Below are 19952 nucleotides of genomic sequence, written 5' to 3'. Positions count from 1 at the left end.
TTCAGCTTTAAGCCTCTCGTCAGCGGGAGGCGAATCATACAGCGTCTACACCCGCTGTCAACCACCTCTTTCAACCCTCTCCGATCAACCTGACCAGAGCCACCAACAGTGCCAAACCACCACCCTGTCAGCGCGGCGCATTCTACTCGAATTCGCCCTCCGTGCAAGCGCTTGTTTTCGTTAACCCTTTGATTATAAAGGGGTTTACCGAAAGGCCTGCGCCGGAGAAGGTGCGCATTATAGGGGCTTAGATTCTCCCGTCAACGACTGTTTTTAGCTTCTACCGGTACGGGTGTACGAGCAAACACCTTCGTCTATATGTAGGAACACAAGATCGCTTACTGACTGCCGACAAGAGATCGCGCACGCGACATCCATGAGCCGGCCTTGGTTCCACCCAGCATGACCTCAAAAAGCTAACCAGCGCACACCCTGGCAGGTGATAGAACCTCCTGGAGCAGTAGATGGAAACTGCTTCACAGTTGCCTCCGCCCGTCCTGCCTAGGATGCGCCGACCAACAGGCGTGCCATCGGCCCGCAGCGATTTTTGCGCATGAAGCGCCCTGCAGCAGCAATCTAGATGCAGGACTGACTGAGTCATGGAATGACGTTTTCAACTAAGCTGGCCGCTCACTGTCTAGCGGTAGCCCAAACTCCCATCTCTCCGACCTCCTTTGCTGGAGAGGATGCCCGCTACGCTCCGGAATACGAAGCGCTAGAGCATGAGCTCGGTAAAGCTTCGTCCCTCCACGCTGCGGGCTCGGTTGATTGGGACGTCATACAGCTAGGCAGCGAAACACTGCTGAAGTCTCAAACCAAAGACCTGCGAATCGCTGCATGGCTGGCATGGAGCCTTTACCAACGCGATTCATTCACCGGCCTGCATGCCGGCATCGCAGTGATCAACTATCTCTGCCGTAATCATTGGGCCGAGATTCACCCCCGCAAAGACCGAACTCGCGCAGCGGCGGTCACATGGCTTGTGCCACGCATGGAGCAAGTTCTTGCTGACCATGTACCGATGGGCGAGCAGCTCCAGCTGTTTGAACAGATCACGGCTGAGCTGCGTGCTCTCGAAAGCTGTCTGGCGGAACACCTGGGCCCACAAGCGCCTCTGCTTCTTCCCTTATGTCGTCGACTGGAGGAAATGGTCAAGCGAGCTGGCGCTGCCCACCCACAGCCTGGCGCAGTCGGTGCAGCCATCGCTCAGGTCAAACAGGCCGCCGCACAGGTGTTCACCGCGACGGCTCCCGTCGAGCATGAAAAGGACGCACACAAAGGCCTACGCAGTCTTCAGGACCAGGCCCGCCCACTGTGCGGATGGTGGCTGAAGCAGAAAGCCACCGACCTCAAACCGCTTCGCCTCGCACGGACCCTTCTATGGTTACCGATCGACAGCCTGCCGGAGCGCAACGCCGAGCAGATCACTGGCCTTCGCGGTGTCCCTGCAGACAAGCTAGCTAGCTACCGAGAGCGCTTTTCTCAAGGACTGTATGCCGATCTACTGGTGGACCTGGAAGCCAGCATAGCCCGGGCTCCGTTCTGGCTCGACGGCCAGCGCTTGGCCTGGGAATGCTTGAGTCAACTCGACGCTGAACAGGCGATGCGCGAGGTTGAAATCCAGCTCGCGCTATTTCTGCAACGCATGCCTGGCCTCGACGAACTGCGCTTCCATGATGGCGCCCCTTTCGCCGATGCCGAAACCCGCGCCTGGATCAGCGCCCGGGTGATGCCGCACGTACAGCCAGCACAGCCACCGATCGAAGCACTCAACAACCAGAGCGGTGCGACCCCCGCTTGGGACGAAGCGCTACAGGACGTGCTGCCACACCTGCGCAAGGACGGCCTCAAGAGCGCCGTGCAAAAACTCAAGCATGGACTTAACCAGGCACAAGGCGGGCGTGAGCGCTTCTTCTGGCAACTGACTCTGGCCCGCCTGTGCTTTCAGGCGAAGAAGTACGACCTGGCCAAGACCCAACTCGAATCCCTTGATCAGACGCTGCAGGCCACAGGCCTCAGCGACTGGGAACCCGATCTCGCCCTCGAGGTGCTGCGCCTGTTGCATAGCTGCTGTGAGCTGCTGCCGCAGAACCACGCCGTGCGTGAAAGCAAGGATGAGATTTACCGCAGGCTGTGCCACCTCGATCTCGAAGTGGTACTCGACTAGGCCCCCGGGCCGTAAACGCAAAGGAGAAACCCATGGCCAAAGAAGGCTCCGTAGCCCCAAAAGAACGCATCAACGTCACTTTCAAGCCCTCCACCGGCGGTGCCCAGGAAGAGCTGGAACTGCCACTGAAGCTGATGGTGCTCGGCGATTTCACCCAGCGCGCCGACGATCGCAAGATCGAAGATCGCAAGCCGATCGCCATCGACAAGAACAGCTTCGACGAAGTCCTGGCCAAGCAGGAGCTTAACCTCACCTTTTCGGTGCCGAACCGCCTGCAAGACGAGGCCACCGACGAAGAGCTCGCCGTGCAGCTGAACATCAACTCGATGAGGGACTTCAACCCGGCCAACCTGGTCGAGCAGGTTCCCGAACTGAAAAAGCTGATGGAACTGCGCGACGCCCTGGTTGCCCTGAAAGGCCCGCTGGGTAACGCCCCGGCCTTCCGCAAGGCGATCGAAAGCGTACTGGCCGATGACGTCTCGCGCGATCGCGTACTCGGTGAGCTGGGCCTCGCCGCGAAAGAACACCTGGACGCCTGAATCTCCCGACAAGGAAAGCCAACACCATGAGTACCAATGCAGCAGCCGTCGAAAGCGGCAAAAACCTCGCCGAGGTCGGCATCCTCGACCGCATCATCGCCGAAACCAAACTGACTCCCGATGACGAAGCTTATGACATCGCCAAGCGCGGTGTGTCGGCTTTCATCGAAGAACTGCTCAAGCCACAGAACGAGCACGAGCCCGTCAAAAAGGCCATGGTCGACCGCATGATCGCGGAAATCGACGCCAAGCTCAGCCGTCAAATGGACGAGATTCTCCACCACCAGCAATTCCAGGCGCTGGAATCCTCCTGGCGCGGCCTCAAGCTGCTGGTCGATCGCACCAACTTCCGAGAGAACATCAAGCTCGAGGTTCTCAACGCGTCCAAGCAGGACTTGCTCGACGACTTCGAGGACAGCCCGGAAGTGGTTCAGTCCGGTCTGTACAAGCACATCTACACCGCTGAATACGGCCAGTTCGGCGGCCAGCCGGTCGGCGCCCTGATCGCCAACTACTTCTTCGACCCGAGCGCACCGGACATCAAGACCATGCAGTACGTGGCCTCGGTCGCCAGTATGTCCCACGCCCCCTTCATCGCCGCGGCCGGCCCGAAATTCTTCGGTCTGGAAAGCTTCACCGGTCTGCCAGACCTGAAGGATCTGAAAGATCACTTCGAAGGCCCGCAGTTCGCCAAGTGGCAGAGCTTCCGCGAGCAGGAAGATGCCCGTTACGTCGGACTGACCGTCCCACGCTTCCTGCTGCGCAACCCCTACGACCCGGAAGACAACCCGGTCAAATCCTTCGTGTACAAGGAAAACGTCGCCAACAGCCACGAGCATTACCTCTGGGGCAACACCGCGTACACCTTCGCCAGCCGTCTGGCCGACAGCTTCGCCAAGTTCCGCTGGTGCCCGAACATCATCGGCCCGCAGAGCGGTGGCGCAGTCGAAGACCTGCCGCTGCATCACTTCGAGAGCATGGGCGAGATCGAAACCAAGATCCCGACCGAAGTTCTGGTCTCCGACCGTCGTGAATACGAGCTGGCCGAAGAAGGCTTCATCGCCCTGACCATGCGCAAGGGCAGCGACAACGCCGCCTTCTTCTCGGCCAACTCGGCGCAGAAGCCGAAGTTCTTCGGCAACAGCGAAGAAGGCAAGAACGCTGAGCTCAACTACAAACTCGGCACCCAGCTGCCTTATCTGTTCATCGTCAACCGCCTGGCGCACTACCTCAAAGTGCTGCAGCGCGAGCAGATCGGCGCCTGGAAAGAGCGCACCGACCTGGAGCTGGAACTGAACAAGTGGATTCGCCAGTACGTGGCCGACCAGGAGAACCCAAGCTCCGAAGTCCGTAGCCGTCGCCCGCTGCGCGCAGCGCAAGTGGTCGTCAGCGATGTCGACGGTGAGCCGGGCTGGTACCGCGTCAGCCTGAACGTGCGCCCGCACTTCAAGTACATGGGTGCCGATTTCACCCTGTCGCTGGTTGGCAAGCTGGACAAGGAATAAGCATCCATGGCCTACGGCAGCCTGTTCGAACGCCTCGGTGGTGACGCCGACAAGCGCGCCGGCTGGAGCCGCGAAGTCGCGGCAATGGCTTCGGTGGCTGCCCATCTGGCCAAAATGCTCAGCACCCGGGCGGGCAGCGTGCAAACGTTGCCCGACTACGGGTTGCCAGATTTGAACGATATGCGCCTGTCGCTGCACGACTCGCTGCAGCAGGCGCGTATCGCCATCGAACGCTTTATCGAGGCATACGAACCGCGTTTGAGCCAAGTCCGGGTGCTATCCCTACCCCGCGACCACGATCCACTGAGCTTGTCGTTCGCCATCGAAGGCCTGCTGGAAATCGACGGCTTCAAGCGCCACGTGAGTTTCTCCGCGAGCCTGGATGGCAGCGGACAAGTAAAAGTCCACTAAGGAGAGCCTGATGTCCGGTAAACCCGCAGCCCGCCTGGGCGACCCCACCGACTGCCCGAAAAAGGGTCACGGCACTAACCCGATCGCAGCCGGCTCTCCTGATGTGCTATTCGACGGCATGCCCGCCGCGCGCATGGGCGACGCCTCCGCCTGCGGCGGTGCGCTGTCGGGCAGCGTAATCCCTACCGTACTGATCAATGGCAAGCCGGCGGCGGTGGCGGGCTCGGTGGGTAGTCATGGCAATGTCGTGATGGGGGGTTCGGGGACGGTGTTGATTGGGACGAGTGTGGTGGTGGCTAAGTTTGTCGAGCCAAGCCCGGTCTCTTTGACGGCCGGCTTCGACCGCTTGTTCTCTCTTGAGACAGAGGACGGCCAGCCCCTGAAGAACCTTGCATATCGCATCGTCTCAGAAAGCGGCATCGTCAAGCAGGGCGCCACTTCGGGCAGCGGCATGACCGGCAATATTTCCACCGGAGGCCAACAAGAGGCCCTTACGCTGTACATCTCCGGAGAAGACTGATGGAAACCCTCATCACCATCGACGGAGCCTCCTATAGCTTCGAAACCAAAGACGGCAAGACCGAACTCAAGGTGCAGTCCGAAAGCACGCCGAGCGAGGACAAGAAGGCGCCGAAGATCAAAGTACCCAACGCCTGGCTGATTATCCGCAAGAACGGTTCCCCTTTGTTCGCCGTCCGGCCGAAGCAGGGCGAAAAGCCTTTCCGCATCATTACCGCGGACAAACTTTACTCGGAAAAGATCCAGTGGTTCGAACCTCTAGCTATAACTATAGGGAGCGAATCTGGCTTCATCCGGATTCGTCCAAGCCGGGCTCCGAAGCCTACTCCGCATATAAGCACTTCTCATGGAAGCAGATTATCGACTTCGCCATCGCGGATCGGTGGTCTCTAAGTTTCTACAGTGGACAACCAGGTGATTGGAAGCAATCGAAGGAAGGAGGAGACGGCTTCCTCATGGTTATGGTTGGTTCCGCTCCCTATTGGACTGACGGTATTGGTAAGATTCCATTTGCCGTAGATACATTCAAATTGCACTGCGGGGAACTTGGAGACGAGAACCAAGCCATCACGAGTACGATACAGACTGGCATGGACTGGGGAGACGGCACATTTTTAGGCGAAAAGGACAACAGCAATTCCTATGATAATTTCATGGTGCTTAGAGGTGCACTCTGGGCCGCAGACAACCATCAACCAACAAAAACAACCAAGACATTTTATCAGCGCGGAGGAGCGATCAAAAGAAACATCATAACCGTCCAATATGTCCCGGCCAGTACTGCCAGGCTTGAAAATTCCATAACTGCAGAATCACTCAGCAAGTATGGTATCTGGAAAAAATGATGAGCAAATACTTGAAAACCTGCGCAGCAAGCGGGCTTATTCACAGTTTAGGTTTCGTCACTTTGGTAGTACTCAACGACTTTACCCTTCGCATGTATTTGGCCTTGGGGGGTGAATTCGACTCCAGAGGGATTGCGCCAGGTGCCGTGATACGGCTAGTACTTCTTACATTTTCTATAGCCAATTTGGCGATAGCATTCATTCCCGCTAAAAGAATTAAATTTCTGATCTGCATCGCTTTCGTTTTGGTCACCGCTTGGTTTCTTCTGCCAAGCCATCCTCTTCGAGCAATGTTCTATTGCTCTTCAGGATGTGCAATAACTGTACTTTGCATTTATTGCTCATCATGGACAAATAAGAAGCTTTTAAAAACAACCAACCTACCCAGCTAAGGAAAACCAAACAACAGGAACAACCAAATGTCACACTCCAAGAGAATTTTACTGGTTAGCATTCGCCGCACTATTCGCCCTAGGTGCGGCAACCAACCTTTACTCGAACATTGTCATGCTAGCCATGGATTCGGTTAATTTCACGTTTTTATCTCGAATATTAATAATTGCAAGGAATTCGAGAAAAATTTCGCAACTTGGCGTGAGAGTTATAAAGGCTCGGTTCAATAATGCAGGGTTTCTCTTATGTAAGTGCTCCTCCGGACCACCACACCAGCGCCGACTGATCAGGGATAGATAGATGTCTTTCAACCACTACTACCAGAGCGAACTCACCGCCCTGCGCCAGCTTGGCAAACGCTTCTCTGAGCGCAGCCCGGCGCTGGCGCCGTTTCTGGGACAAGCGGGGCGCGACCCGGATGTCGAGCGGCTGCTAGAAGGCTTTGCCTTCCTCACCGGCCGGCTGCGGCAGAAGCTCGACGACGAGCTGCCGGAGCTGACCCACTCGCTGATGCACCTGCTCTGGCCAAACTACATGCGCCCGCTGCCGGCGTTCGGCATGTTGCAGTTCGACCCAGTCAAACGCCCAGGGCCGGCACTCATAGTGCCGCGCAATACGCCGGTCGAGTCCAAGCCGATCCAAGGCGTGACCTGCCGTTTTCGCACCGCCTACGCCACTGAAGTCTTGCCGCTAGCACTCGACGGGCTGGATTACTCAGTGAAGGGGGGTGGAGCGCTGCTCAGCTTGCGTCTGCAGATGACGGCGGACGGTCATCTCGGCGAGTTGAATCTCAAGCAGCTGCGCCTTCATCTTGCCGGCGAACGCTATATCAGCCAGATGCTTTACCTGAGCCTGCTACGCAACGTCGCCGGCGTGCAGCTGGTCGCGTTGGATGCTAACGGCAAACCTTTCACCGACGGGTTCGGCATGCCGCTGCCCGCCCTCAATATCGATCCGTCAAAGCTGCAACCGGTAGGCTTTGCTGAAGACCAGGCGTTGATTCCCTACCCACTCAATACCTTCCGCGGTTATCGCTACTTGCAGGAATATTTCGCCTTTCAGGAGAAATTCCTGTTCGTCGACCTGCAAGGTCTTGATGCAGTCAAGCGCCTGCCGCAAGAAGTGCTGGAGCAGGCTCGCGGCTTCGAATTGCGATTCGACATACACAAGGCCGGCGTGCAGCGCATCCGCCCGACCCTGGAAAACGTACGGCTGTATTGCACGCCGGTGGTCAATCTGTTCGAGCACGATGCGATCCCAATTCGCCTGGATGGCAAGCAGGATCAGTATTTGTTGATGCCGTCGGAGCTGGACAGCAATCAGTGCGGCGTCTTTTCGGTCGACCGCGTCACCGGCTGGAAGCCCGGCGGCATGGGCTATGAAGAGTACGTGCCCTTCGAATCGTTCGAGCATGATCCAAGCTTCGATGTACCCGTGGCGCGCCCGCATTACAGCGTGCGCCAGCAGCCTTCGATGCTTGGCGATGGGCTCGAGACATACCTGAGCTTTGGCCTGCGTAACCTCGATCAGCACGAGACGCTGTCCATCGAGCTGACGTGCACCAACCAGAACCTGCCGCGCCAGCTTCGTCTGGGCGACATCTGCCTGCCCAGCGAAGACACGCCGGAGTTTTTGACCTTTCGCAACATCAGCGCGGTGACACCGAGCTACGCGCCACCGTTGCACCGCGACTTCCTCTGGAAGTTGATCAGCAACATGTCGTTGAACTACCTGTCGCTGGCCAACGTCGAGGCGCTCAAGGTCATCCTCGAAACCTATGACCTACCGCGCTACTACGACCAGCACGCTGAAAAGGTCAGCAAACGCCTGCTCGGTGGGCTCAGGCAGATCGGGCACCAGCATGTCGATCGGCTGCACCGCGGCCTGCCGGTGCGCGGTGTGCGTACCGAGCTGGTGATCGACCCCGAGGGTTATCTGGGCGAAGGAGACCTGTTCCTCTTCGCCTCGATACTCAATGAATTCTTTGCGCTGTACGCCAGCCTCAACTCGTACCACGAGCTGCGCGTCAGAAGCACACAGGGAGAGGTGTACCAATGGACGCCGCGCATGGGGCAGCAGCCCCTGCTCTGAGACCGGGTGCAAAGGCATGCGAGCTAGAGCCAGGCAAGGCGAAGACGAGCGAAGAAGCGCAGTTTACGAGGTGTAAATGAGCATTCTGAGTTCGACTTCAACGCCGCCTGGCCGACGCGCAGCTGGCTTTGAGCCTGGTCTTAACCGGATCAGCCAGGGCATTCGTGAATACAGCCTGTTCCAGGGTGTGCTGCTGGTGATGGACCGCCTGAAAGCCGCACATCCCGATCTGGACGACGAAGCGCTCTACGAGTACCTCGAATTCCAGGCCAACCCGAGCCTGGGGTTTCCCGGCAGTGATGTCGATCGCGTCGAGTTTTTTCAGGAGGACGGCGAGCTGCGTGCACGCCTGCGCATCAACCTGGTCAGCTTGTTCGGCGCCGGATCGCCACTGCCAGCCTTCTATGGCGAGCAGGCCCTTGGCGACAGCACCGAAGGAAACCCGACACGCGAGTTTCTCGATCTGTTCAACAACCGCTTGCAGCGATTGATGCTGCCCATTTGGCAGAAGTACCGCTACCGCGCGCGCTTCACCAGCGGCGCGCGCGACCCGCTGTCCGAGCAACTGTTCGCCCTGATTGGCTTAGGTGGCGAGCAAATTCGCGCCGCCTCGGAACTCAATTGGAAGCGCCTGCTGCCTTATCTAGGTCTTCTCAGCCTGCGGGCGCATTCCGCCGCATTGATCGAGTCGGTGCTGCGCTACTACTTCAAGCATGCCGACCTGCGCATCGAGCAGTGTCTGGAGCGTCAGGTCGAAATACTTGCCGAGCAACAGAACCGCCTCGGCCGAGCCAATAGCCAGCTGGGCGAAAGCCTGGTGCTTGGCGAACGCGTTCGCGATCGCGGCGGAAAATTCCGCATCCACATACGCCAACTGAGCTGGGACCGCTTCCACGAGTTTTTGCCCGTGGGCAGCGGCTACCAGCCGCTCTGCGCGCTGGTTCGCTTCACCCTGCGCGACCCCCTCGACTACGACATACGCCTGGAGCTGCGTCGCGACGAAATCCGCGAAATGCGCATCGGCGCCGAAAACCCCTGCCGCCTCGGCTGGACCAGCTGGCTTGGCAGCGAACGCGCCGACGGCATGGTCACCTTGGGCAGCCAGACTCATTAAGGATGATGAAATGATCAACGTAGACCTTCAACAACTGGTCCAAGCACTGGACGCCGAGACCAAGCGCGACTTGGAAGCCGCAGCCGAGCGCTGCGTAGTGCGTGGCGGCAGCAAGATTCTCGTTGAAGACCTGCTGCTGGGCCTGCTAGAGCGGTCCGAAGGCCTACTGATGCGCGCGTTGCAGGACGCTGACGTCGATGCCGGAACCCTAGCTCAAGCACTGCAGCCGCGCAGCGAGCACAGTGAATCGCGCAACCCGGTCTTTTCTGCCGAACTGGTGCAGTGGCTACAGGATGCCCTGTTGGTAGGCAACCTAGAGCTCGGCCAGAGTCAGATCGATCAGGCCGCACTGATCCTGGCGCTGCTGCGCAATCCGATGCGCTATGCCGGCAGCCACTACCAGCCGCTGTTGTCGCGCCTGAACACCGAACGATTGCGCGAGTTCGCCTTGGCTCAGCAACCACAGGCGGTCCCTGGCAAGGCGGCGCCAGCGGGCGAGTCCAACCTGTCGCGTTTCACCCACAATTTCACCCAGCAAGCCCGGGACGGCAAACTCGACCCGGTGCTGTGCCGCGACGCCGCGATCCGCCAGATGATCGACATCCTCGCGCGCCGTCGCAAAAGCAACCCGATCGTGGTGGGCGAAGCCGGCGTCGGCAAAACGGCAATCGTCGAAGGCCTGGCGCTGCGCATCGCCAATGGTGAAGTGCCGGACGCGCTCAAGGGCGTCGAGCTGCTGTGCCTGGACCTTGGTTTGCTGCAGGCTGGCGCGAGCGTGAAAGGTGAGTTCGAGCGGCGGCTGCAAGGTGTGATCGACGAGGTGAAGGCCTCGCCCAAACCGATCATCCTGTTCATCGATGAAGCCCACACTCTTATCGGCGCTGGCGGCCAAGCTGGCAGTGGCGATGCCGCCAACTTGCTCAAGCCAGCATTGGCCCGAGGCGAGTTGCGCACCATCGCGGCTACCACCTGGAGTGAATACAAGAAGTATTTCGAGAAGGATCCGGCCCTCGCACGTCGTTTCCAGCCCGTCCAGCTTCACGAGCCCACTGTCGACGAAGCAGTGACCATCCTGCGCGGCCTCGCCCCTGTTTATGAAAAGAGCCACGGCATCTACCTGCGCGACGACGCCGTCGTGGCCGCCGCCGAGCTATCGGCACGCTATCTTGCTGGCCGCCAGCTGCCCGATAAGGCCGTGGATGTGCTCGACACCGCCTGCGCCCGGGTACGCATCAGCCTGGCCGCCGCACCTGAAGCGCTGGAGCGCTTGCGAGGCGAGATCGCCGAAGGCGAACGCCAGGGGCTCGCGCTGCGCCGTGACCTCGATGCAGGCCTGCACATCGACACTGTCATTTTGGACAGCCTGGAAACGCGCCTGGCGGCAGCTCGTGCTGAACTCGAGCAATTGGAAACCCGCTGGGCCACTCAGCGCACGCTGGCCGAGCAGCTATTGGAGCTGCGCAAGCAATGCGCCACGGCGCGAATGATGCCCGACAACGCACCCATTGACGAAACCCGTCCCGACCTCGAACAACTCGAAGCCCAGCTGAAGGACCTTCAGGCTGAGCTCGCCAATGCCCAGGCCATTGAGCGGCTGGTGAGTTTCGAGGTCTGCCCTCGTTTGGTGGCTGAAGTCATCAGCCATTGGACCGGCGTACCGCTCTCCCAACTGGCCCGCGAGCACAACAGCAAGGTGCTCAGCTTTGCCGCTGATCTGCGCCAGCGAGTGCGTGGCCAGGAACAAGCCATCGAAGCGCTGGACCGCTCCATGCGTGCCACCGCTGCTGGACTGAACAAGCCCGATGCGCCGGTCGGTGTCTTTCTGCTGGTCGGCCCAAGCGGCGTCGGTAAGACCGAAACCGCACTTGCCTTGGCTGACCTGCTCTACGGCGGCGAACGTTTCCTCACCACTATCAACATGTCCGAGTTCCAGGAAAAGCACACCGTATCTCGCCTGATCGGTGCGCCACCGGGTTATGTAGGTTACGGCGAAGGCGGCATGCTCACCGAGGCCGTTCGCCAGAAGCCCTACTCGGTCGTACTGCTCGATGAAGTCGAAAAAGCCGACCCGGACGTAATGAACGTCTTCTACCAGATCTTCGACAAGGGCGTGGCCAACGACGGTGAGGGGCGGGAGATCAACTTCCGCAACACGCTGATCCTGATGACCAGCAACCTGGCCAGCGATCGTATCGCCGATCTTTGCCAAGGCGGCCAGCGACCCGAGACCGAAGACCTGGAGCTGGCGATTCGACCTGCACTGACCCAGCACTTCAAACCGGCCCTGCTAGCCCGCATGCGGGTGGTCCCCTATTACCCAATTCAGGGTGACGTGCTCAACGAGCTGGTGGCGCTCAAACTGTCGCGCTTCGGTGATCGCCTAACGCGGCGCCAGTTGCAGTTCAGTCACTGCGAAGGGCTGGTTGGGCACCTGGCTGAGCGTTGCACTCACAGCGACAGCGGTGCGCGCCTGATCGATCATTTGATCGATCAGCATTTGCAGCCACTGGTCGTCGATCGGCTGCTCGACAGCATGGCCCGTGGCCAAGCATTGCAACGTGTGCATGCAACCCTTGACGAAAACGGGGCGGTGGTTTGTGAGTTCGCTTAAGGTCCCGCCTATGCTGACTGAACATTCCGCGCCTGCCAGTGCGCTACTGGATCGCTTAGCCGAGCTGGCCTGGACGACGGATACAAGCGGCTGGCTGGACGGGCTGGTACAAACGGCGGCGCAGCTGGCGAGCTGCCCGCTCGCCCAGCTCTACCTGCTCGATGCGACCCACACACGTCTGACCCTGTCGGCCGAGTGGTTCGATGGTGCCCGGCGGCAAGAAACCGCGAGCCTGCCCAGCGACTACCGAGACGAACAATTGCTGCAGTACTGTCTCAGCCAGAATCGCCAGCTGAGCATCGTCCCGCTGGACGCCAACTTGCACGAAACCGGTTTTCTTCCTGAATCGTCGCGCCCGTGGCGCAGCCTGCTCTGCTTGCCGCTGGAGAATGCAGAAGGTCATGTCGTCGGGCTGATGGTGGCTGCCAGTACCGCCACTCAGGACCTCACCGCTGCGACCGCAACCTTGACCAACCTCGGCCGTTTTGCCCTCGGCCAGGCCCATCTGCTCAATAGACTGCTCGGTGCGGCCCAACCTGCACCTCGCGAGATCACCCCGACGCGCCCATGCACCAGCGGGTACGGGCTGATTGGTGAGAGCCCGCGCATGCGTACGGTTTACGGGCTGATCGGCAAAGTCCTGCACAACCCCGTCAGTGTTCTGCTGACAGGTGAAACAGGTACCGGTAAGGAACTGGTGGCCCGCGCTATCCATGATTGCGGCTCGCGGCGCAGCCAAGCCTTCATTGTGCAGAACTGCGCAGCCCTGCCCGAACACCTGCTCGAGAGCGAGCTGTTCGGTTATCGAAAAGGCGCCTTTACCGGTGCCGAACGCGACCACGAAGGCCTGTTCGATGCGGCCGACGGTGGCACGTTGTTCCTCGATGAAATCGGCGACATGCCGCTGACCCTACAAGCCAAGCTGCTGCGCGTTCTGCAGGAGGGCGAGGTCCGGCCGCTTGGCAGCACGCGCACGCATCAAGTCGACGTTCGAATCGTCGCCGCAACCCATCAGGATCTGCACAAGCGTGTCGAGGAGGGTCGCTTTCGTGAAGACCTCTACTATCGCCTGTCCATCTTCCCGATCGAATTGCCACCGCTTCGGGACCGCGATCAGGACGTCCTTCGTCTAGCCCGCCACTTTGCCGACAAAGCCTGCGGTTTTCTGCAGCGCGATACCGTGCGCTGGTCGGACGCGGCGCTTGAGCAACTGGCTGACTATGCCTTTCCCGGCAACGTGCGCGAGCTCAAGGGGCTGGTCGAACGTGCCGTACTCCTGAGCGACGGCGGCGAACTATTACCGGAACATTTCAGCCTGCGCACCGTGGACAACGATCTGGACAGCACGTTGGATTTGCGCGCGCGGCTCGAACGGGTCGAACGCAACCTGCTGATTGATTGCTTGCGTAAGAACGGCGGCAACCAGAGTCAAGCCGCGCGAGAACTAGGGCTACCGCGCCGGACTCTGCTCTACCGGATGGATCGTTTGGGCGTGAGCGCCAGCACTCTCTGAGCTCAAGGAGATGAGCATGAGTTTTTATAGATTGCTGACTGTTGCTGCCTTGGCTGGGTTTGTAACAGCGCTAGCCGGCTGCGGCACTTTAATCGGCGTCGATACGGTGCTGCTACCGATTGACCTGACAGACATCGCAAACGCTACGACTGATAACCGGTAGCCTCGCCCCTCGACCTGAACGGCTTCATGGAAGCGCTCCGAACAAGGATTTCACATGTTCAACCCGGCCAACGACACCCATTTCAGCCTCGCAATCGAAGGCATCGTGCACGATCTACAGGTTCTGGAATTCAAGGGCCGGGAAGCGCTTTCGCAGCCCTTCGCCTTCGAGCTCGAGCTGGTCAGCGAACGCCCCGATCTGGAGCTGGAAAGCATGCTGCATCAGCCGGCCTTCCTCGCCCTCTCACCGGCCGGCACCGGCATCCATGGCGTGATCTACCGCGTCGCTCAGGGCGATTCCGGTAAGCGCCTGACGCGCTACCACGTCACCCTGCGCCCGCACCTGGCTTACCTGGGTCACCGCACCAACCAGCGAATCTTCCAGCACCTGACGGTTGAGAAGATCATCAGCCAAGTGCTTGAAGAGCATGGTATCCAGGCCAACGCTTTTCGCTTCGCCCTCGGCTCGGTCTACCCCGAGCGCGACTACTGCGTGCAGTACGACGAGACCGACCTGCACTTCATCCAGCGCCTGTGCGAAGAAGAAGGTATTCACTACCACTTCCAGCACAGCACCGCCGGCCATGTACTGGTCTTTGGCGACGACCAGACGGGCTTTCCCAAACTCGCGCCGGTTGCCTATCAACAGGACTCCGGGTTGGTTGCCGATCAACCGGTGATCAAACGTTTCGCCCTGCGTATCGAGACCCGCACCAGCCGCGTCACCCGGCGCGACTACGATTTCGAGAAACCGCGCCTGATTATGGAAGGGGCCTTCCAGAGCGAATTCCAACCGGACCTGGAAGACTACGACTACCCCGGCCGCTTCACCGAGCGCCCCCACGGCAAGCACCTGTCGCAACGCGCTCTGGAACGCCACCGGAGCGACTACGAGTTGGCTGAGGGTGAGAGTGACCAACCACAGATGATCACCGGCCACTTCCTGGCCATGAACGAGCACCCGCGCAGCGACTGGAACCAGCTCTGGCTGCTCAATGAAATTCACCACGAAGGTAAACAACCGCAGGTACTGGAGGAATCGGTGACGAGCGATAGCCTCGCCCGTGACGGTTTCACCCAGGGTTACCGCAACCATTTTATCGCCACGCCCTGGGACATCCCCTTTCGCCCGGCCCTGAAGCATCCCAAGCCCAAGGTGCTTGGCAGCCAGACCGCCGTGGTCACCGGCCCAGCAGGCGAAGAAATTCACTGCGACGAATACGGTCGCGTAAAAGTCCAGTTCCATTGGGATCGCGAAGGCCAGGCCGACGACAAAACCAGTTGCTGGCTGCGCGTCAGCTCAAGCTGGGCTGGCGACCGCTATGGCGGCATCGCCATTCCGCGGGTCGGCATGGAAGTGCTGGTGACATTCCTAGAAGGCGATCCCGACCAGCCTCTGGTTACAGGCTGCCTGTACCACAAGGGACATGTCGTCCCCTACGACCTGCCGGCGAACAAGACCCGCAGCGTCTTCAAGACGCTATCGAGCCCCGGCGGAGACGGCTACAACGAACTGCGCATCGAAGACCGCAAAGGTCAGGAGCAGATTTACCTCCATGCCCAGCGCGACTGGGACGAGAACATCGAGCACGACCAGAAGATCCGCGTCGGCCACGAGCGCCACGACACCGTCGTGGCCAACAGCTACACGGAGTTCAAAGCCGAAGAACACCGCACCACCCACGCCGACCGCAAGACCGAAACCCGCGCCAACGACCACCTCACCGTAGGCAACAGCCAGCACGTGAAGATCGGCACGGGGCAGTTCGTCGAGGCGGGAGACGAAATCCACTACTTCGCCGGCAGCAAAGTCGTCATCGACGCGGGCATGGAGCTCACCGCGTCAGGCGGCGGCAGCTTCCTTAAACTCGATCCCAGCGGCGTTACGTTGAGTGGCGCGACAATCAAGATGAATTCCGGTGGCACGCCCGGCAAAGGCTCCGGCATAAGCATCCTCATTCCCCGAATTCCGCGGGCCGCCGACAAGGACAGGGCTGGAGCGAAACCCAGGCTCGCGCTGGCCAACACCCAGCTGCAATTGGCACGAAAAGCTCGTCAAATCGGCGCCAGCCGCTGCCCGATTTGCGAAGCATGCAGGGAAGGGATGTGTGAGATTGGAGCGGGACAATGAACAAAACGGTTGAAGACTGGCTCAGCGCGCAACAGGCCGAACAGAGGCAGCTGCTGCTCGTTATCGATAGCCTCGCAGAGCCCGCTCCGCTGCCTCGTCTGTTCTCAGCGGACCTGGTGCACAGCTACGCCAATCTCTACCAGGGCACCGAGGTCGCCGAGATGGCCAGCGTGGGCCCTTGGCTGATAGTGCTGAACGAGCTGAACCTCACGCAGCTAGCACCGCTCACCGACGCACCGGAACAGAATTGGGGCTGGCTCGCCAGCGTCGAATACGCAGACCTCGCGGCGCTCACGCAACACTGGCAAGCCCGCATCTTCGCCGACGAACAGGGGCAACGGTCGCTCTATCGGTTCCAGGACAACCGCATCGTCGCGCGTCACCTCGGCGAACTGGACGCGTCCCAACGTCCTCTGCTGCTTGGTCCACTGGCCAGCGCGCTCTGCTGGGATGGTCAGGACTGGCAATGGTTCGATAACGAGCAGCCAGGGGAGTACCGCGAGCCCTTCGAAAAACCTTGGCTGTCCATCCCAGAGTCCGAGCAGGTACAACGTGCTGTGGCGCACCACAACCTCGAGCTGTGGCTATGGCAGAACCATACGCAGGCGACCACTCGGCTCGCCGAAACCCGGGTGGTGAGCGACTGGCTGGACCATCAACTCGACAAAGCGAAGAAATGGCAATGGCACAGCGAGCCGCAACTGCACTTTCTGCTCCGCTACGGGCTCGACCCCGAACTGGCCGAGCATCCTGCCTGGCTGCCAGCCGACCGGGAAACGCCAGAAGCGCATTTTTCGCGAGTCAGCTCAGTGCTGACTTCAAGCCAGTCTGCACGAGATTGATCAAATGACTTCTTCTCTTTCCCGAAGCTGCTTCATGCTTGCTCACGCATGGCCTGCACTGTTCGGCCTCCTGCTCAGCGGTTGCAGCACGCTCGGCTCGGTCGGCGCCGATACTTTTACTTTGGAGGGCGAACTACCGGCCGATTTCGCGTTAGAGGCTCAGGCGCACTATGGTGTCGCCAACGGATGCAACGGCCGCGCCCGCACGCGTTCGTTTAAGAGTGACTTCGAAGACAGCCCTCACGCGTATCGATTCAGAATACCGGTCAACTACCGCGACGGTCTTTGCGAGATGCGCCTGGCGCGCGTAGGCCTGTTTATTAACGGCCGCTACGGCGACAAGGATTGGCAACGCACCTACGACAATGGAGGGCTGGAGCTGGTCGACACGCTGCCGGAAGGTGCGCCGCGATTCGATGGCAACGGAAGATTGAGCAAGACGGCTGAATGTATATGGCTGTTTCAGCTTAGCAAAGCATATTCCCGTAAAGGTGAGGTCAGTAGGCTGCTGAGCTGTAACGGGGCTGGAGCCCATCTTGCAATTAGCGAACTAACAAATAAAACCGTAGAGCTTGATATCAGTATCAGTACCACATACAAACCATACCTACGAGGGTATTGGTTAAAAACACAACATGGTTGGAAACCTTGCACAGGGCGGTGGGGCACTGATTACGAAGAACGCTGCACAGAACCACCTCAATTTCGCACATTTAAGATGAACGGCCGCGTGTGCTCCGTTTTCCCAAATTGCACGGAGCAATAACGGATGGACTTTTCGCCAAGCACCGTCAGTCTAGAGTGCCCTAACCGCCAAAAAGGAATTAGTTTTCGGCTGGTAAACGAGCACGGAATTGGAAAACCATATGCTGGGCTTGCTTATCAGCTGCACGATAGCCAAGGGCAAACATACGCAGGCCACCTAGATGAGGATGGGTACGCTGAAGTATCACAGCTCTATCCTGGGGTGGCGGTACTCCAGCTATCGGAGGGCTACTCAGGAAACGATGCATGGTACACGGCAATATCAAGCCGCGAAGACTTCAGGCTCCCTTTAACGGCACTGCAAATAGCGGCAGAACAGTCGCCTTCCGGCCCCCGTCGCTCCGATGGGAAAACTTTCTTAGCGGAAGCTCGGGCTAAAAGGGAATGCGCTAGATTCCTCAGGGTGGAAGTCAGCGATTTCGCCGAAGCCACGGGCCACCTGCCGGAGCGCGATCTCGCTTGGGAACCTCGTCCAACGGCCCAGCTCAAGTGCAACGCGGGCATTGCACAATGTCACCCGGGGATCGCTCTGGCACCGGATACCTACCACTTGCTGGAAGTCAAAGCGCTTCGCGCATACAGCCCGCTGCTCTCGAGGGACAAAAAGTTTTGTGCCTTGAACGCCTATCATCTGGCGGTGATGGGTGCCTTCGCTTACGCCCCGTTCAGTACGCGTCGGGAACCAGGAAGACCTTACGCTTCAAACCCACCTCCTTACCCCAATCCGGGCTCGATAGGGCACGTCTTGCGCGAACAGCTGGCTCGCCTAGAAAAGTCCCAGCTCTTTGGTGAAGCGAGCTATCACCTTCTGTATGAGGAAGTACCTTATTCCAAGCGTTTGGAAATTATGCCGTACGATCCGGAGCGTTATCAAAAAGAAGCCTCGAAGGGGTGGCGCAATCCGGAAGATGTGCACTTTCTGCATCACGAGCAATCCGACACTCAGGCTTTCATCACCCATAACGATAAGGTGATGCTGATTTCCGTGCGTGGCACCCTTGGGATAAAGGATTTCCTGCTTGACGCCGACGCACGACAGGTGCCGTTCAAAGAAGGTACTGGACAAGCGCATCGAGGCTTCTATAACGCGTTCAGCGCAGCCAAGAAATTCGTCGAGCGCTATATGGAAGCCTTTTACATGGGGCAGACCATTATCGTCTGTGGACATAGTCTAGGCGGTGCGGTCGCGCTGCTTCTGTCTGCATGGATAAACTCGAACTGGTCTAGAGATACGCAGCTCTATACGTACGGCGCCCCACGCGCTGCCGATCAAGCGTTTGTCCAAAGCGCCAACGAACTTACACATCATCGTCTGGTAAACCACAACGATCCAATTCCCGGGGTTCCGTTCATATGGATGGACGCAGAATGGAAGCTCGCCGCGGCTGGAGTCGTCGCGCTATTTAGCTCCCCAGCGATGGGCATTTCTTTACTTCTAGGGGGCTTGCTCAACCTGCAAGGCGACCCTTATCAACATCATGGCGAACAACGCCATTTCGCGACACGAAAACCGGGCAGTGGCAGTGCAAGTGCCGTTATGTGGCAGCCCAACTGCGCGCTTATCGACGAGCAAGCCTGCGCCCGTTACGCCGGTGCTCTGAACCTGAAAGACGATATGCCTGAGCGCGCCGCGCTCATTAGTCAGCTAGCCTCGTTTTCCGAGCACTCAAGCGACAGCGGCTATAGTCGGGCCATGCTTACCACCATGTTGCGCTGGTATAGCAGCGTTACGGAGCGCGGTGGTGCACTGTTCACGCGTACGGAAATTACGGACATCGATAGGCTTATACGAAACGCCGAAAAGGAGCTGGCAAGCTGGCGGCCACGCAATTTTGTCGAATTCCGACACGAGATCAGATTGCGCCACGATAGCCGCTTCTACAACAAAACAGACGCGGAGCTGATGCAACTCTACAGCGATGGAATTACTGCAGTTCGCCAGCTAAGTGCCCAGCAACGCGATGCGCTGAACCGTGCCCGACAACGGCTGTTGAACGAAGCAGATCGTAAGCTGATCGCTCAAGATGTTTTTGGCGATCTCTGGCGGCGGGACGATATCTCAAGTCTGATTGAGCAGTGGCTTGCCTTGGCTTCAAATCGCAAGGCAGCAGAGCTAGCTCAAATCCAGAGCACATCAAAGCCTGCGCTCGCTTAGACATTAGATATATACGGGCGATTCGTCGCTTTGGAAACAGACATTCGGGAAGCGTTCCGCTGCTTTAGCGGTGCACACTAGCTGATCGCGAAAGCTAGCTCTAATTCCTGCGGTCAGCCTGATGTCCGTCTTACTAGCCTGTAAAGCAATAGCGTTGCACCTGGCTCGCGCCGGTATTTATAGCCCCAC

Annotated in this window: 15 protein-coding genes; all 15 read left to right on the top strand. The window is 59.0% G+C overall.

Annotated features, from left to right (window positions below; all coding sequences use genetic code 11):
- Positions 1–604 precede the first annotated feature (604 nt).
- Complete coding sequence (gene tssA / locus KXR72_RS15440) at positions 605–2167, top strand: type VI secretion system protein TssA (RefSeq protein ID WP_437421968.1); 1563 nt, start codon at positions 605–607, stop codon at positions 2165–2167.
- A 32-nt stretch (positions 2168–2199) separates the two neighbouring features.
- Positions 2200–2706, top strand: coding sequence for a type VI secretion system contractile sheath small subunit (tssB, locus tag KXR72_RS15435; RefSeq protein ID WP_437421967.1), 507 nt, complete (start codon positions 2200–2202; stop codon positions 2704–2706).
- 26 nt (positions 2707–2732) lie between these two features.
- Positions 2733–4211 carry a type VI secretion system contractile sheath large subunit gene (tssC, locus tag KXR72_RS15430; protein ID WP_437421966.1) on the top strand — a complete coding sequence of 493 codons (1479 nt, stop codon included), beginning with the start codon at positions 2733–2735 and terminating at the stop codon, positions 4209–4211.
- Positions 4212–4217: 6 nt separating this feature from the next.
- Entirely contained in the window at positions 4218–4622 is a 405-nt protein-coding gene (gene tssE, locus KXR72_RS15425; protein WP_437421965.1) for a type VI secretion system baseplate subunit TssE, read from the top strand.
- A 10-nt stretch (positions 4623–4632) separates the two neighbouring features.
- Positions 4633–5142 carry a PAAR domain-containing protein gene (locus tag KXR72_RS15420; RefSeq protein ID WP_437421964.1) on the top strand — a complete coding sequence of 170 codons (510 nt, stop codon included), beginning with the start codon at positions 4633–4635 and terminating at the stop codon, positions 5140–5142.
- Entirely contained in the window at positions 5142–5534 is a 393-nt protein-coding gene (locus KXR72_RS15415; RefSeq protein WP_437421963.1) for a hypothetical protein, read from the top strand. The genes KXR72_RS15420 and KXR72_RS15415 overlap by 1 nt, the downstream gene beginning before the upstream one ends.
- Positions 5535–5596: 62 nt before the next feature.
- Entirely contained in the window at positions 5597–5986 is a 390-nt protein-coding gene (locus KXR72_RS15410; protein ID WP_437421962.1) for a hypothetical protein, read from the top strand.
- 693 nt (positions 5987–6679) lie between these two features.
- Complete coding sequence (gene tssF / locus KXR72_RS15405; RefSeq protein ID WP_437421961.1) at positions 6680–8470, top strand: type VI secretion system baseplate subunit TssF; 1791 nt, start codon at positions 6680–6682, stop codon at positions 8468–8470.
- 76 nt (positions 8471–8546) lie between these two features.
- Positions 8547–9584 carry a type VI secretion system baseplate subunit TssG gene (gene tssG, locus KXR72_RS15400; RefSeq protein WP_437421960.1) on the top strand — a complete coding sequence of 346 codons (1038 nt, stop codon included), beginning with the start codon at positions 8547–8549 and terminating at the stop codon, positions 9582–9584.
- A gap of 10 nt (positions 9585–9594) precedes the next feature.
- Positions 9595–12195: a type VI secretion system ATPase TssH gene (gene tssH, locus KXR72_RS15395; RefSeq protein WP_437421959.1), complete on the top strand. Its 2601-nt coding sequence runs from the start codon at positions 9595–9597 to the stop codon at positions 12193–12195.
- Between the two features lie 10 nt (positions 12196–12205).
- A complete protein-coding gene (locus tag KXR72_RS15390; RefSeq protein WP_437421958.1) occupies positions 12206–13708 on the top strand; it encodes a sigma-54 interaction domain-containing protein in 1503 nt (500 codons plus the stop codon).
- Between the two features lie 217 nt (positions 13709–13925).
- Complete coding sequence (locus tag KXR72_RS15385; RefSeq protein WP_437421957.1) at positions 13926–16001, top strand: type VI secretion system tip protein VgrG; 2076 nt, start codon at positions 13926–13928, stop codon at positions 15999–16001.
- Complete coding sequence (locus KXR72_RS15380; protein ID WP_437421956.1) at positions 15998–16843, top strand: DUF4123 domain-containing protein; 846 nt, start codon at positions 15998–16000, stop codon at positions 16841–16843. The genes KXR72_RS15385 and KXR72_RS15380 overlap by 4 nt, the downstream gene beginning before the upstream one ends.
- Before the next feature lie 4 nt (positions 16844–16847).
- Complete coding sequence (locus KXR72_RS15375; protein WP_437421955.1) at positions 16848–17609, top strand: hypothetical protein; 762 nt, start codon at positions 16848–16850, stop codon at positions 17607–17609.
- A 402-nt stretch (positions 17610–18011) separates the two neighbouring features.
- Entirely contained in the window at positions 18012–19763 is a 1752-nt protein-coding gene (locus KXR72_RS15370; RefSeq protein WP_437421954.1) for a lipase family protein, read from the top strand.
- Positions 19764–19952 lie beyond the last annotated feature (189 nt).

Origin of the sequence: Stutzerimonas chloritidismutans, assembly GCF_051486945.1 — a bacterium.
GTDB lineage: Bacteria > Pseudomonadota > Gammaproteobacteria > Pseudomonadales > Pseudomonadaceae > Stutzerimonas > Stutzerimonas chloritidismutans_B.
Note: the sequence above shows the minus strand (reverse complement) of the source record. Positions and strands in the feature narration are given on the sequence as shown.

Coding starts and splice junctions, on each gene's coding strand:
- tssA (WP_437421968.1), top strand. CDS start 605: ATGACGTTTTCAACTAAGCTGGCCGCTCACTGTCTAGCGGTAGCCCAA.
- tssB (WP_437421967.1), top strand. CDS start 2,200: ATGGCCAAAGAAGGCTCCGTAGCCCCAAAAGAACGCATCAACGTCACT.
- tssC (WP_437421966.1), top strand. CDS start 2,733: ATGAGTACCAATGCAGCAGCCGTCGAAAGCGGCAAAAACCTCGCCGAG.
- tssE (WP_437421965.1), top strand. CDS start 4,218: ATGGCCTACGGCAGCCTGTTCGAACGCCTCGGTGGTGACGCCGACAAG.
- KXR72_RS15420 (WP_437421964.1), top strand. CDS start 4,633: ATGTCCGGTAAACCCGCAGCCCGCCTGGGCGACCCCACCGACTGCCCG.
- KXR72_RS15415 (WP_437421963.1), top strand. CDS start 5,142: ATGGAAACCCTCATCACCATCGACGGAGCCTCCTATAGCTTCGAAACC.
- KXR72_RS15410 (WP_437421962.1), top strand. CDS start 5,597: ATGGTTATGGTTGGTTCCGCTCCCTATTGGACTGACGGTATTGGTAAG.
- tssF (WP_437421961.1), top strand. CDS start 6,680: ATGTCTTTCAACCACTACTACCAGAGCGAACTCACCGCCCTGCGCCAG.
- tssG (WP_437421960.1), top strand. CDS start 8,547: ATGAGCATTCTGAGTTCGACTTCAACGCCGCCTGGCCGACGCGCAGCT.
- tssH (WP_437421959.1), top strand. CDS start 9,595: ATGATCAACGTAGACCTTCAACAACTGGTCCAAGCACTGGACGCCGAG.
- KXR72_RS15390 (WP_437421958.1), top strand. CDS start 12,206: ATGCTGACTGAACATTCCGCGCCTGCCAGTGCGCTACTGGATCGCTTA.
- KXR72_RS15385 (WP_437421957.1), top strand. CDS start 13,926: ATGTTCAACCCGGCCAACGACACCCATTTCAGCCTCGCAATCGAAGGC.
- KXR72_RS15380 (WP_437421956.1), top strand. CDS start 15,998: ATGAACAAAACGGTTGAAGACTGGCTCAGCGCGCAACAGGCCGAACAG.
- KXR72_RS15375 (WP_437421955.1), top strand. CDS start 16,848: ATGACTTCTTCTCTTTCCCGAAGCTGCTTCATGCTTGCTCACGCATGG.